We start from the raw sequence: 13,025 nt of genomic DNA, 5'->3' as shown, positions 1-13,025 counted from the left end.
ATGGGGCTCAGGCACATGGGGTTTACTTACCCCCGCACTCGTCGTTTGCGCAAGCGTGCGGAGTTTCTGCGCATCCAGCGAGGTAATCGCGGTAAGAGAGGACCGCACTTTGTTTTGATCGCTTGTCCCGGGCCGACGAAGGACGTCAGGCTGGGCATAACGGTGAGTCGCAGAGTAGGCTCGGCGGTCAAAAGGAACAGTATTAAGCGAAGAGTCAGAGAATTTTTCAGGTTAAATTATAACAAACTGCAGCCGGCTCACGATTTCGTAGTCATAGCCAGAGCGGGTGCTGACAGCTTGAGTTACAGGGATGTTGAAACGGAACTTGCGGCCCTCGTGGGCATTAAAACCGAATGACGGAGGTCCAGTGATGACCGATCCGTCAGCGCCTGGGCTTAGTCGCCTGGGGGCTATTGGTGCCAGTTGGGCTGCTTTTACAGCGGCCGCGCTGGTCTATGCGATCCGCGCCTACCGTGCCGTTTTATCCCCGCTACTCGGACCTAGTTGTCGCTACCATCCCAGTTGCTCCGCCTATGCCATGACCGCGATAGATAGATATGGACCGATTTCAGGCAGCGCACGAGCGCTGTCGCGATTGGCCCGCTGTCACCCGTTCACCGACGGGGGTTACGACCCAGTGGGTTGAAACCGAGAGCCAGGTTGCGGCCTTCAGATGGGGCCGCTTGGTGGAACAGAGAGCACTACTAGCATTTATACTTTCGGTCGGGATCCTGGTTGGCTACCAGTATCTTTTTGCGCCTCAAGCGCAGGTGCCCCCCGGTCAGCTTCCCCCCGATCAACAGCAAGCGGGGCGGCTGCAACCCGACCTTGGCAGTGCACCCACCGGCGGTGATTTATCGGGAGCGGTCATCCCGCCGCCGGTATCGTCGACGGCGCCGGTGCCGGCACTGAAGCTGCCCCCGATTGAAGCCCGCGGACTGTTGGCCGACCCCATTCATTTCACGCCGGGAAGCGTCGAACAGCTGGCCGAGCTTTCCAGCGATCTTGTCGAGGCGGTGTTTACTTCGCGGGGAGGCCGGCTGCGCCACTACCGGCTGCGAGAGTTTAATGAAACGAACTCGGGCGATAGTGCTCCGCTCGACATGGTAACCGCCGGCAGCTTGCTGCCGCTTGGTGCCTACTGGACCGACGGCGAGGGTCAGCCGCGCGACGACCGCAACATTGTCTACGAACTGGACGTGCAGAGGCTCGGGGCGGATATGGCAGTGGTCATGCGTGGCCAGGGCCCGGCGGGCGAAGAGATCACCAAGCGAGTGACCGTGCACGGGGGTTCTTACGTTCTGGACGTAGAGCTGGAGGTAAAGGCCGAGGGTAGTCGTTCAACCGGCTTGTCCTGGACCCGGCAGTTGGGCGAACAGGCCAACCGCTTTGCGGGGACAGAAGGGCCCGTGGGGTTTATAGACGGTGAGCTGGAGGCAAGCGCGGCGTCGGGGCTCGAAGAGCCCCTGATCCAGCTGGGCCAGATCACCTGGGCGGGCTACGCGAGCCACTATTTCATGGCGGCATTTTTTCCGCCTGAAACTACCGCGCTGCGGTTTGTTGCCGCCGCGGGATCAGGCCTGGGCGAAGCCACCTTGTGGGAGGACGGCACCGACAGCCTGTCCTGGAGCCTGTTCGTTGGGCCTAAGCGGTTGCACCTGCTCGAAGACGTCGGCCATTCGCTCGACACGGCAATCGACCTGGGCTGGTTCTCGGCCATAGCTCGACCGATGCTCGAGGCGCTTATTTTCCTGGAGCGCTACGTGGGCAATTTCGGGGTGGCGATACTGCTGCTCACGCTGGGCGTGAGGGTACTGTTTTACCCCGTCAACAAGCGACAGGCCCACGCCATGAAGGCCATGCAGAAAGTGCAGCCTGAGCTCAAGAAGATACAGGAAAAGTATAAAGATGATCGCGAGACCCTCAATCGCGAAATGATGGAGCTCTATCGCCGTCACAAGGTGAACCCGCTTTCGGGTTGCCTGCCGATGGTGGTGCAGATCCCCGTGTTCCTGGGCTTGTACAACGCGCTCATGCAGGCAATTGAGCTACGTCACGCCCCTTTCATCGGTTGGATGACCGACCTGTCGCAGCCCGACAGACTCGGTAGCCTGGCCATTCCTTTTGTCTCCCCGCCCGGAATACCGGTCATGACCCTGTTCATGGGGGCCAGCATGGTCCTCCAACAGCGCATGACCCCGAGCATGGGAGATCCCGCCCAGCAGAAGATGATGATGCTCATGCCCGTCGTCTTCACAGTCATGTTTGTAAACTTTCCCTCCGGCCTGGTGTTGTACTGGTTCACGAATAACCTGCTTTCAATCGCGCAGCAGTACCACACCAACCGGCAGCGGACACAGGAGTAATAAGCCGATGTCAGATAGCGTCGAGGTACAGGGAGTTACGGTCGAAGAAGCCATTCAGTTGGCTCTTAATCAGCTCGGGCTGACCCGTGATCGTGTTGAGATAAAAATACAGCGGCATCCGCGCAAGGGATTCCTTGGCGTGGGCGCCCGTCGTGCCCAGGTACGGGCAACTCCCCGTCCGGGTGTCATGGACGACGGCCAGAGTTACGACATGGCCGAGCAAAGCGGACGTCGGCGGCGCGGACGTCGTCGTGGCGGTGAAGGTGATGGCGGGGCTTCTCGTGGCGGCAATCGCCGAGAGGGTGGCGGCCGGGCTCGGCGTGATGACAAGAAGCGTGATGACAAGAAGCGCGACGACACCAGGAATCGTGGTGGCGGAGCTTCGGCTGCGGATGGTGATACCGCTTCCGGCCAGGGCGGCAACGCTGGCCAGGGCGGCAACGCCGGCCAGGGAGGCAACGCTGGCCGGGGCGGCAACGCTGGCCGGGGCGGCAACCAGGAAGCCCGCAGTGGCAGTGGGCGCCGGCGTGGCCGTCGCGGCAGGGGCCGCGGTGGTCAGGGTGGTGGTGGTCAGGGTGGCGGTCAGCAATCTGATAGCCAGCAATCTGATAGCCAGCAATCCGGGACTCAGCGGGAGAAACAGCCCGAGAGGCAACAGGAGAAGCAGGCCCCCTCGCCGCCCTTGAGCGAAGAAGAAAAAGCAAAACTTTGCGATCTCGGAGCCGAACTCATGGGTCAGTTGATCGCTTCCATGGGTTTTCCGGGCCGGGTGAGCGCCAGCCTCGTGGACGACGGAAACGAAGTCGTGGTGACGGTCAGATCTGAAACCGATGCCATTCTGGTCGGCCCTGAGGCCCAGTGCCTGGACGCGCTTGAGCACGTGCTCAACCGCATGATTCACAAAGGCGAGCGGGCTGATCGGCTGCGCGTCACCGTCGATATAGGCGACTACCGCGCGCTGCGGGCCACCGTGCTTGAAAGTCTTGCAGCCAGGCTGGGCGAGCAGGTGATCGCCGACGTAAAGGGCGTTCAACTGGCGGCCATGAGCCCGGCGGACCGGCGGGTTTTCCAGGGTGCCCTGGCCGAGACCGAGGGTCTCAAGCTGCGCATACTGGGCTCTGGCTTTTATCGTAAGATACGCATGTTACCGGTTGTCGATGAGGCCGTGGTCAGCGAAGGCGAGTTCGGCCACGATCAGGAAATAGACAGTCACGCTCCCGCCCCGGTGGCTGCCTGAGCGGGGGCGACGCCCTTGTACAAGACCGATACGATTGCTGCCTGCGCGACGGCCGCCGGGACAGCGGCGATAGCCGTCGTGAGGGTCAGCGGGGCGCTGGTACCGGCCATAGCCGCGGCGGTTTTTCGACCGTCCCCCGATCGGCCCCTCGAGCCCTGGAAGCTCAGTCACGGCACCGCGGTCGACCCCGTCAGCGAACGCCCGATTGATGAGGTGTTGTGCGTGGTGATGCCAGGCCCCCGTAGTTTTACCGGCGAAGACTGCCTGGAGATCCAGTGCCACGGTTCGCCCGTGGTGGTAGAGAGGATCATGGGCGCGGTTCATGCAGCCGGCGCCAGGCCTGCCGACAGGGGCGAGTTCACGCGCCGGGCGGTGCTCAACGGCCGCATGGACCTGAGCCAGGCCGAGGCCTTGATCGATCTCATAAACGCACCTGCCGGGCTAGCCGCCGAAGCCGCCTGGGAGCAGCTGCAGGGCGGTCTGTCGACCAGGCTGGCTTCGCTCAGGCAGCAGTTGTGCGGGCTGCTCGCAGCGGCGGAAGCCGACGTTGATTTCAGCGAAGAGGAAATAGGAGAACCCGATCCGGAGGCGTCGCTGCTGGCGTTGGCTGGTCTGCAATCCGAAGTGGCCTCTTTGCTCGACTCTTTCACCCTCGGCCGTCGCCTGCGCGAGGGCTGTCGACTGGTGCTCTACGGCTTGCCCAATGCCGGTAAGTCGAGTCTCTTCAACACCCTGCTCGGGCACGGCAGGGTGCTCGTCTCAAGCGAACCCGGAACCACCCGTGATTGCGTACAGGAGACCGTCGATCTTGCTGGGCTGGCGCTGGTGATGACCGACACCGCCGGCCTGGGGGAGCACCTGGTCGGAGACACGAGAGCGAACATGACCGATCTGGACCGTGCCGCTACCGAGCGTAGTCGGCAGGCCATGCAGGAGGCCGACCTGCGCGTGTTGGTGGTGGACGGTTCGCGGCCTGAACTGCTCGAGGCCAATATTGAGCTTGCTGTTGGAGCCGACCTGTTGTTACTCAACAAGCTCGATCTCGGTTGCTCGCTGGACAGTATGCGCCTGTCGCAGGCCGCTGATGGTGCCCCGGTGCTCGGGGTATCGGCGCTGTCGGGCGAAGGCTGTGAACAGCTGGCCGAGGCCGTTCGCGACAAGCTCAACAGCGTACTGGGCGAGCCCGGGCAACCTGCCTTCATGGGCAGGGAGCGGCACCGCGTTTCGCTTGAAAAGGCTGCGCTCGCATTGCAGCAGGCCAGTGGCCTGTTGCGCGACCGGGCCGGTAGCGAGTTGATCGCCTTTGAGCTACGGCAGGGGCTCGAAGGACTGTCGGCGCTTACCGAGGTTCTGGATAACGAAGATATCCTGGACGTGATATTTTCTGAGTTCTGCGTGGGCAAGTAAGAGAGCCGGCGGCTGAGACAATGGGAAGCATGGATACAGATTATGACGTAATCGTCATCGGCGCAGGTCACGCCGGCATGGAAGCCGCGCTGCTGGCAGCGCGTTCGGGTTGTCGCACGCTGCTCGTGACCATGGACTCGGACCGACTTGCGCGCATGTCATGTAATCCGGCGATTGGCGGCATAGGCAAGGGCCACCTGGTGCGCGAGATCGATGCCCTCGGTGGCGAAATGGGCCGTGCCATTGACGAGTGTGGCATACAGTTCCGGCGCTTGAACACGCGTAAGGGCCCAGCGGTGCAGGCCACCCGCGCCCAGGCCGACAAGCTGCTCTACAGTCGCCGTATGACGCAGGTGGCCCGCGACACGCAAGGGCTTACCCTGCTTGAAGGCGAGGTCACCGAACTGCTGCACGATGCTGGTCGGGTGCGGGGCGTGCTGAGCGGCGACGGACAAGCTTACTTTGCGCCTGCTGTGATCGTTACCACGGGTACTTTTCTCGAGGGGTTGATCCGCGAAGGCCACAGGCAGAGCAGTGGTGGTCGGGCTGGCGACCGGGCCTCGCACGGGCTGAGCGCTTCGTTGCGCGATGTCGGCCTGCTCACGGGAAGGTTGAAGACGGGTACCTGCCCGCGGCTGTCGGCACGCAGCATAGCCTGGGATCGTTTGGTCGAGCAGCCGGGCGACCCGGACATGCCGACTTTTTCTTTTGACGACATCGTCCCTCCTCTGAAGCAGTTGAGCTGCTACCTTACCGCGACCAACCCGATGACGCATCGCATCATAAGCGATAACCTTCAGAAATCGCCAATGTACAACGGCACGATAGACTGCGGCGGTCCCCGCTACTGCCCGGCCCTGGAGGACAAGGTCGTACGCTTTCCTGAGCGGGATACTCATCGGATCTTTCTTGAACCCGAAGGCCTGGACAGCGATGAGGTCTATCCCAACGGCCTGTCGACCGCCTTGCCGCTGGAGGTGCAGGAACAGTTCGTGCGCAGCATCGAGGGGCTGGAGCAGGCCATCATCGTGAGGCCGGGATACGCCATAGAGTACGACTACGTGGAGCCTACCCAGCTCGGTCCGTCCTTAGAGACCCGGGTGCTGGGTGGCCTGTTCCTGGCCGGTCAGATCAACGGAACCACCGGCTATGAAGAGGCGGCGGCCCAGGGCCTCATCGCAGGTATAAATGCCGTGCGCTTGTTGTCCGGTAGCGATGCCCTGCTGCTGGGTCGTGATGAGGCATACATTGGCGTGATGATAGACGATCTCGTTACCCGCGGTGTTGAGGGCGAACCCTATCGTATGTTCACTTCGAGGGCTGAGTATCGATTGCTGCTCAGAGAGGACAATGCCGACCTGAGGCTGGCTGCCCACGCGCGATCGATCGGCGTCCTGAGTGACAAGCGGCTGGCCTCGCTTGAGCGCAGGGAGAGCGGCTTGCGCCGGGTCACCTCGGCCCTGAAGTCAACCCGGCTCAATCCAGATGGCGCGCTTCGTGCCGGTCTTGGCGAAGCGGGGGTAGCGGTGCCTACCGGCTCTACGAGTTGCTGGGAGATGCTGAGGCGGCCGGCGGTTGACTACCAGCTTCTGGGCCGCCTCGTTGAACGGGCTGGCTTGACCGCCCTACCCCGCGTTGAGCCTGACCTGGCAGCCCTGGTGCAGACCGAGGCCGCCTACGATGGCTACCTCGGCCGCCAGCGCGAAGAAGTTCAACGAATGAAAAAGCTTGAGGGGACCTCCCTGGCCGAGGATTTTGATTATCAGGCCGTCGAGGGCTTGTCGGCCGAGGCCCGGGAGAAACTGGGGCGTATAAGGCCTACTTCACTGGGCCAGGTCTCCCGGGTAAGTGGCCTGACACCGGCTTCGGTCTCGGCCATCGCGATTCATCTCAAAAAGCGCAGTGCATGAAAGGCGAGCTCTCCAGGCTGCAGGCTGGAGCAGCCTCGTTGGGGCTGGCGCTGGACGACGAGCTCGCGCTCAGGTTGATAGATTATCTCGACGAGCTTTACCGTTGGAACCGGGTCCAGCGGCTTACAGCTATCCCCCGAGAACATGCGGTAGAAGCCCAGCTGCTTGATTCGTTGGCCCTGGTAGACTGCCTTTCGGGCTGCAGCGACATTGTTGACCTCGGAAGCGGCGCGGGCTTGCCTGGTGTGCCCCTGGCGGTGGTTATGCCGGGCGTGCGTGTAACCCTGGTTGAGAAACGCCGCAAGCGGGCCGGCTTTCTGGAACAGGTGGTCAGATGCTGTGAGCTGACCGACTGCAGCGTAATCAACGAGGACGTCGAATCCCCTGAGGTCCGGGACCGGTGTTTTGACGCCGTGGTGTCGCGGGCTTTTCAGGCCCCGCATCGTTTCATGGAGACGGGGGCGGGTTTGCTTCGCGATGGGGGGCGCCTGCTGGTCATGGCCGGCGGCACTGCGGCTCAGCCCGACCCCGGGCACGGTGGCCTGCAGTTTGAGCGGCAGAAGGATTACGATCTAGGGTGGGCCGGTGGCCGCCGGCTCTTCGTTTATCGGCTGCACGACGACAGCCAGGGCTGAACAGTCGCCAGATTGTTTCACGTGAAACAATTTCCCGCTCAGCCCGTGGCAGATCGTTTCACAAGTCCGCCTCAGTGGTGCTTTGGTTCCGGTAGATGTTTCACGTGAAACAATTCTCAGCCGGAATTAATCCGGTCCTTCGATCCGTATAGGGCGGCCTGTATTGCCGAATGTGCCCGCCGCTGTGCCCAGAAGGCTCGCAATCAGGCTTCTGGCGTGATAATTCCAAGGGGAGAAGGGCGGATGGGTCGATGGGGCGCATAGTAGCAGTAGCAAATCAAAAAGGTGGTGTGGGTAAAACTACGACCGCCGTCAATATGGCTGCGGCGTTGGCCTTGACCGGTCACCGTACGCTACTCGTCGATCTTGATTCCCAGGGCAGCGCTTCAAGCGGGGTCGGAGCCAACAGCAGTAGCGGGGTTACGGTCTATGACGTACTCGTTAACGACACGCCGGCTTCATCGGCCCTATGCACCACCGAGCTCGCCGAACTCGACGTAATTCCTGCTGACCGCAGCCTTGCGGGGGCTGAGCTTGAACTTGTCAGCGAAGAGGCCAGGGAGTACCGCCTGCGTGAAAAGCTTGAGGAAGTGCGGTCTGGCTATGAATGCGTTCTTATAGACTGCCCGCCTTCGCTGGGGATGATTACCGTCAACGCGTTGTCGGCAGCTGACTCGGTGCTCATCCCGCTGCAGTGCGAGTACTACGCACTTGAGGGGCTCACAGGCCTGCTCGACACGGTGGAGCGCATACGCGGCGCTTTCAACCCAGCGCTGGTGGTCGACGGCATACTGCTGACAATGTTTGATAGTCGGACCACACTCAGCCGCCAGGTGGCTGAACAGGTAAGGAAACATTTTCAGAGCCTTGTGTTGAGCACGGTCATCCCGCGCAACGTCCGAATAAGTGAGAGCCCTTCGCACGGCTTGCCGGTGCTGTTGTACGACCCGGCGTCAAAGGGGGCCGAAGCCTACCGCGCGGCAGGCGAAGAATTGCTGACGAAAATATTAAGAACAAGCTCGTCGGAGAGTCGGGCAGGAGGGCATAGTGAGCAGGAGACAAGCACTGGGCAAAGGGCTTGACGCGATATTCGGGGCGGCCACTGCCAGCGAAGCCGGCCCCGACGATGCTTCTTCGGAAAGCTCTGCGCGGACAGAAGTAAAGCCGGGAGCTGGTGGCCAGGCTGTCGAAGGCCAGGCTGCGGGTGGCCTGCCGAGCTGGCCCAAGGGCCAGGGCCTCGTGGACGTGGAGCGCATCTGGGCGGGCCGCGGTCAGCCGAGGCGCAACTTTGATGAGCAGCCGATGCGCGAGCTTGCGGATTCGATCAAGCAGAACGGCATCATACAGCCGCTGGTTGTTACTCGCAGCAAGGGTGGTTACGAGGTCATAGCCGGCGAACGTCGTCTGCGTGCGGCCACACTGGCTGGCCTGCAGCAGGTGCCGGTTATCGTGCGCGAAGAGGTTTCCGAGGGCGAGCTGGTCGAACTTGCGCTGGTTGAGAACATACAGAGGCAGGATCTCTCACCCCTGGAAGAGGCTTCGGCCTATCGGCGACTGGTCAACGAATACGGCTACACCCAGGAGGATGTCGCCAGGCGGGTGGGTAAGTCGCGTGCAAGCGTTGCCAACTCGCTGCGCTTGAATGGCTTGCCGGCGCCGGTCAAAGAACTGCTCGAGAGCTCGGAGTTGAGCGAGGGCCACGCCCGCGCGTTGCTTGCGCTGCCGACGGCTGCCTTGCAGATAAAGTCCGCAAAGAGAGTGTGCAAACGGGGTCTGTCGGTCAGGCAGACAGAGAAAGAAGTGCGCCGTATCATCGATTCCCAAGCTGGCAGCGCCACCGATGATGGGGAGCAGACTGGCTCGAAGGCCGGCTCTGCGGATCTCGAAACAAGTGGGCTGGAGGAGCAGCTCGGGCGTGCACTTTCCACGCGCGTGCGGGTGCGTCGTAAGGGTAAAGGCGGTCGCGTGGAGATCGAGTTCTACTCGGAAGAAGAGCTTAGCGGGCTGGCCGATCGGCTGCTGGCCTGACCCTGTCGGGTCTTCGCCCGGGAACAGTTTTGACAAGCTCTTCGGGCGGTGTTAGCCAAGCAAGGTTAGGCCGAGAGGCTCCGGCGCGTTGGGCGCCGGAAAGGCCCGCTTTGATCTACAAACCGGTTATCCGCGTGGTTACCTCCACTGCGCTGTGACCTTGAGACAGGACCTTTTTACTGGACCGTTCGATAGATGAATTTCGAACTGCAAGCTCCCTTTATCATTCAGCTGGTAAGCTTTTTTGTACTCGCTTACCTGCTCAATCGCCTGTTGTTTAAGCCTTTCGGGCAGCTGCTCGAGGAGCGCGAACAGCGCACGGCCGGCGACCAGGACCTTGCCGCCAGCGGTCGCGAAGAAGCCCAGCAGATGAACGAGCGTTACGAGAAGGAGCTCAAGGCCAGCAGGGCCCAGGCCCAGGTGGCTGCCGAAGAAGTCAGGAGCCAGGCGCGCGCAGACGAGGCCGTGATTCTTGAGAAAGCCCGGGAAGAGGCCGCCAACAACCTGGCCGCACTCAGGAAGGAAGTCTGGCAGAGTCGCGACGAGGCGCGCAGCAGCTTGAAGGCACAATCAGAAGAGATGGCAGACGCGATGGTCAAGGCCGTCCTCGGTGGGCAATCGTGACCGACCCCAGCGCAGCCCGGTTTGCCCGTCACGGAGTTTTTTCGGCCGCCGCCACGCTGTTGGCTGTTCTCGCGGGCGCCGGGTTTGCTCTGGCAGCCGGCGATGCCGGTCACGCCAGCGAGCATCATCTCAGCAGTGGAGACTGGTTCAATTTGGGTGCTTCGGTATTCAACTTCTGCCTGTTCGTTTTCCTGTTCCACCGTTTCACTTCGGCGCCGCTGCGCGATTTTCTCACCTCTCGTCGCAAGGAACTCGTGGAAGCCATGTCGGCCGCCGCGCGGGCAAAAGAAGAGGCCGAGCGTGTTCAGGCCGAGTACAAGGAAAAACTAGCGGGTCTTGACCAGGCGCGCGAAGAACTAACGGCCGAACTCAGGGCGATGGCCGAGGCCGACGGCAAGCGATTGCTCATTGCCGCGCGTGAAGCTGCCGAGCGCATGCTTACCGAGGCCGGTCGCACCGCGCAAAGTGACTACGAGACAGCGCGTGCCGACTTGCGTGCCGAGGCCGCTCGGCTCGCTGCTGAGCTGGCCTCTACAACACTGGCCAGTAAACTCGGCGACGCCGATCGCAGCCGCTTGATCGAAGAGTTTCTCAAGGAAGTATCGGCGGCTGAGAAGACGACCGGGGAGAACAGCCTCCAGTGATTTCGGGAGCCGCAGCACGGCGCTACGCGCGGGCCCTGTTTTCATTGGCCGACGAAGAAAACCGGGTACAGGAAACCGGGCAGGAGCTGGCGCAACTCGCCGATGGCCTGGGCGGGGTGGAAGGGGATCCGCTGGCCGCTGGCCGCATGGGCCTTGCCCAACGACAGCGAATTGCCGCCGCCATGGTGGCGGGTGCCGGCGAGGGTTCAACGATCGGGCGTTTCGTGAGGCTGCTCGCCAAAAAGGACCGGCTGGCCGAATTGCCGGCTATAGATGAGTGTTATCGCGCCATGGAGGACGAGGTCGAGGGTCGCGTGAGAATCGCGGTCAGGTCGGCCAGCGAACTTACGGCAGCCGAGCTCGATTCCATCGCGCAGCGTTTTGCTGATCTCGCGGGTGGTCGGACCGGTGGTACCGTGCTGCCAGAGCTCGAGGTTGATCCTGACCTGCTGGGCGGAGTCGAAGTAGAAGTGCAGGGACGGGTATTTGACGGTAGCGTGCGCACGCGCTTGCGAAGGTTGGCCCGTAGCATGGGCGGGAACGGCTGAGTTTCGTTAGCCGAGTACCCCGGAAGAAGAGCGAACGTAGAAATGATGACTGAAAAAGACAACAGGGAAATCGGGCAACACGACCCGAGGGAGAAGTGATGCAGATCAGGGCATCAGAGATCAGCGATATTATCAGGGACGAGATACGGAACTTTGACCGCGAGGTTGAGATCCGTGAAACCGGTCGCGTGCTTTCGAGCGCCGACGGCATCGCCCGCATACATGGACTTGACCGCGTCGCCCTGGGCGAACTGCTTGAGTTTGAGGGTGGTATTTACGGCATGGCGTTGAACCTCGAAGAGGACAACGTTGGCGCGGCCGTGTTCGGCGACCCGGAAAAAATCTCTGAGGGCGGCGAGGTAAAGCGTACCGGTCGTATCGCCGAGGTTCCGGTGGGCAAGGGCCTGCTCGGGCGGGTGGTCAACGCACTGGGCCAGCCCATAGACGGACTGGGTGATATCGAGAGCAGCGAGAGCCGCCGCATCGAGGTCAAGGCGCCTGGCATCGTGGATCGGCAGTCTGTGAACGAGCCACTGCAGACGGGTATCAAGGCCGTAGATTCGATGATCCCGATCGGTCGTGGCCAGCGCGAGCTGATCATCGGAGACCGACAGACCGGCAAGACCGCGGTGGCCATAGACACCATCATCAACCAGAAGGGCGGCGACGTGGTTTGCATATACGTCGCCATCGGCCAGAAGCGGTCTTCGGTGGCGCAGGTGGTAGACCGCCTCAAGAAACACGGCTCGATGGACTACACCATAGTGGTCGCGGCCACGGCGTCGGAGGCGGCCCCGCTGCAGTTCCTCGCGGCCTACGCGGGCGTGGCCATGGGTGAATACTTTCGCGACAACGGCCAGCACGCCCTGATCGTTTACGATGACCTGTCCAAGCAGGCCACCGCTTATCGCCAGTTGTCGTTGCTCCTCAGACGGCCGCCGGGGCGCGAGGCCTACCCGGGTGACGTGTTCTATCTGCACTCGCGCCTGCTCGAACGCGCGGCGAAGATGAATGACTCCGTGGGGGGAGGTTCGCTCACAGCCCTGCCTATCATCGAGACCCAGGCCGGCGACGTGGCGGCTTATATTCCCACCAACGTGATCTCGATCACCGACGGGCAGATATACCTCGAGTCGGACCTGTTCTTTTCAGGCGTTCGCCCCGCGGTGAACGTGGGCCTGTCGGTTTCTCGAGTGGGTGGTGCGGCCCAGATCAAGGCGATGAAAAAAGTTGCCGGGACACTGCGCCTCGACCTCGCCCAGTTTCGCGAGATGGCGGCCTTTGCGCAGTTCGGATCAGATCTTGACGCTGCCACCCAGAAACAGCTGGCCCAGGGCGAACTGCTCGTCGAAGTGCTCAAGCAGGGGCAGTACGAGCCCATGCCCATCGAGCGACAGGTGGTGATTCTCTACGCGGCGACCAACGGATTGATGGGCGATGTCAGCCCGTCGGATGTGGGGCGCTACGAGAGCGAGTTGATGAGTTACCTCGACAATTCGCATGCCGAGTTGCTGCCGGCCATAGCCGAGAAAAAAGAACTCGATGACGATCTCAAGGCGAAGCTCGACGCGGCGCTTGAGCAGTTCCAGGGAATCTTCGCGGCCTGAACCGGCGCGCTGCTGAACA

13 protein-coding genes are annotated in these 13,025 nt (G+C 62.0%); all 13 read left to right on the top strand.

Going from position 1 to position 13,025, the window contains the following annotated elements; all coding sequences use genetic code 11:
• The 13 genes from rnpA to EYQ35_09005 all read left to right on the top strand — a co-directional run bounded on the left by rnpA (position 1) and on the right by EYQ35_09005 (position 13,006).
• Positions 1 to 357: a ribonuclease P protein component gene (gene rnpA, locus EYQ35_09065; protein HIF64286.1), complete on the top strand. Its 357-nt coding sequence runs from the start codon at positions 1 to 3 to the stop codon at positions 355 to 357.
• 13 nt (positions 358 to 370) lie between these two features.
• Positions 371 to 646, top strand: a complete 276-nt coding sequence (gene yidD / locus EYQ35_09060) for a membrane protein insertion efficiency factor YidD (protein ID HIF64285.1) — start codon at positions 371 to 373, stop codon at positions 644 to 646.
• Positions 558 to 2,366: a membrane protein insertase YidC gene (locus EYQ35_09055; protein HIF64284.1), complete on the top strand. Its 1,809-nt coding sequence runs from the start codon at positions 558 to 560 to the stop codon at positions 2,364 to 2,366. Before yidD ends, EYQ35_09055 begins: the two co-directional genes overlap by 89 nt.
• Positions 2,367 to 2,373: 7 nt before the next feature.
• On the top strand, positions 2,374 to 3,603 hold the full coding sequence (locus EYQ35_09050) for a protein jag (protein ID HIF64283.1): 1,230 nt from the start codon (positions 2,374 to 2,376) through the stop codon (positions 3,601 to 3,603).
• A 15-nt stretch (positions 3,604 to 3,618) separates the two neighbouring features.
• Complete coding sequence (gene mnmE, locus EYQ35_09045; protein HIF64282.1) at positions 3,619 to 5,010, top strand: tRNA uridine-5-carboxymethylaminomethyl(34) synthesis GTPase MnmE; 1,392 nt, start codon at positions 3,619 to 3,621, stop codon at positions 5,008 to 5,010.
• Between the two features lie 20 nt (positions 5,011 to 5,030).
• Positions 5,031 to 6,920, top strand: a complete 1,890-nt coding sequence (mnmG, locus tag EYQ35_09040; GenBank protein HIF64281.1) for a tRNA uridine-5-carboxymethylaminomethyl(34) synthesis enzyme MnmG — start codon at positions 5,031 to 5,033, stop codon at positions 6,918 to 6,920.
• Entirely contained in the window at positions 6,917 to 7,555 is a 639-nt protein-coding gene (gene rsmG / locus EYQ35_09035; protein ID HIF64280.1) for a 16S rRNA (guanine(527)-N(7))-methyltransferase RsmG, read from the top strand. The genes mnmG and rsmG overlap by 4 nt, the downstream gene beginning before the upstream one ends.
• 251 nt (positions 7,556 to 7,806) lie before the next feature.
• Positions 7,807 to 8,637 carry a ParA family protein gene (locus EYQ35_09030; GenBank protein ID HIF64279.1) on the top strand — a complete coding sequence of 277 codons (831 nt, stop codon included), beginning with the start codon at positions 7,807 to 7,809 and terminating at the stop codon, positions 8,635 to 8,637.
• Entirely contained in the window at positions 8,600 to 9,583 is a 984-nt protein-coding gene (locus tag EYQ35_09025) for a ParB/RepB/Spo0J family partition protein (protein ID HIF64278.1), read from the top strand. The genes EYQ35_09030 and EYQ35_09025 overlap by 38 nt, the downstream gene beginning before the upstream one ends.
• Before the next feature lie 195 nt (positions 9,584 to 9,778).
• Positions 9,779 to 10,207: a hypothetical protein gene (locus EYQ35_09020; protein HIF64277.1), complete on the top strand. Its 429-nt coding sequence runs from the start codon at positions 9,779 to 9,781 to the stop codon at positions 10,205 to 10,207.
• Positions 10,111 to 10,851 carry a hypothetical protein gene (locus EYQ35_09015; GenBank protein ID HIF64276.1) on the top strand — a complete coding sequence of 247 codons (741 nt, stop codon included), beginning with the start codon at positions 10,111 to 10,113 and terminating at the stop codon, positions 10,849 to 10,851. The genes EYQ35_09020 and EYQ35_09015 overlap by 97 nt, the downstream gene beginning before the upstream one ends.
• Complete coding sequence (atpH, locus tag EYQ35_09010; GenBank protein HIF64275.1) at positions 10,848 to 11,399, top strand: ATP synthase F1 subunit delta; 552 nt, start codon at positions 10,848 to 10,850, stop codon at positions 11,397 to 11,399. Before EYQ35_09015 ends, atpH begins: the two co-directional genes overlap by 4 nt.
• Positions 11,400 to 11,497: 98 nt before the next feature.
• Entirely contained in the window at positions 11,498 to 13,006 is a 1,509-nt protein-coding gene (locus EYQ35_09005; GenBank protein ID HIF64274.1) for a F0F1 ATP synthase subunit alpha, read from the top strand.
• Positions 13,007 to 13,025: the final 19 nt, after the last annotated feature.

The organism is Candidatus Binatota bacterium, from assembly GCA_012960245.1.
Lineage (GTDB): Bacteria > Desulfobacterota > Binatia > UBA1149 > UBA1149 > UBA1149.
Note: the sequence above shows the minus strand (reverse complement) of the source record. Positions and strands in the feature narration are given on the sequence as shown.

Coding starts and splice junctions, on each gene's coding strand:
- rnpA (HIF64286.1), top strand. CDS start 1: ATGGGGCTCAGGCACATGGGGTTTACTTACCCCCGCACTCGTCGTTTG.
- yidD (HIF64285.1), top strand. CDS start 371: ATGACCGATCCGTCAGCGCCTGGGCTTAGTCGCCTGGGGGCTATTGGT.
- EYQ35_09055 (HIF64284.1), top strand. CDS start 558: ATGGACCGATTTCAGGCAGCGCACGAGCGCTGTCGCGATTGGCCCGCT.
- EYQ35_09050 (HIF64283.1), top strand. CDS start 2,374: ATGTCAGATAGCGTCGAGGTACAGGGAGTTACGGTCGAAGAAGCCATT.
- mnmG (HIF64281.1), top strand. CDS start 5,031: ATGGGAAGCATGGATACAGATTATGACGTAATCGTCATCGGCGCAGGT.
- rsmG (HIF64280.1), top strand. CDS start 6,917: ATGAAAGGCGAGCTCTCCAGGCTGCAGGCTGGAGCAGCCTCGTTGGGG.
- EYQ35_09030 (HIF64279.1), top strand. CDS start 7,807: ATGGGGCGCATAGTAGCAGTAGCAAATCAAAAAGGTGGTGTGGGTAAA.
- EYQ35_09020 (HIF64277.1), top strand. CDS start 9,779: ATGAATTTCGAACTGCAAGCTCCCTTTATCATTCAGCTGGTAAGCTTT.
- EYQ35_09005 (HIF64274.1), top strand. CDS start 11,498: ATGCAGATCAGGGCATCAGAGATCAGCGATATTATCAGGGACGAGATA.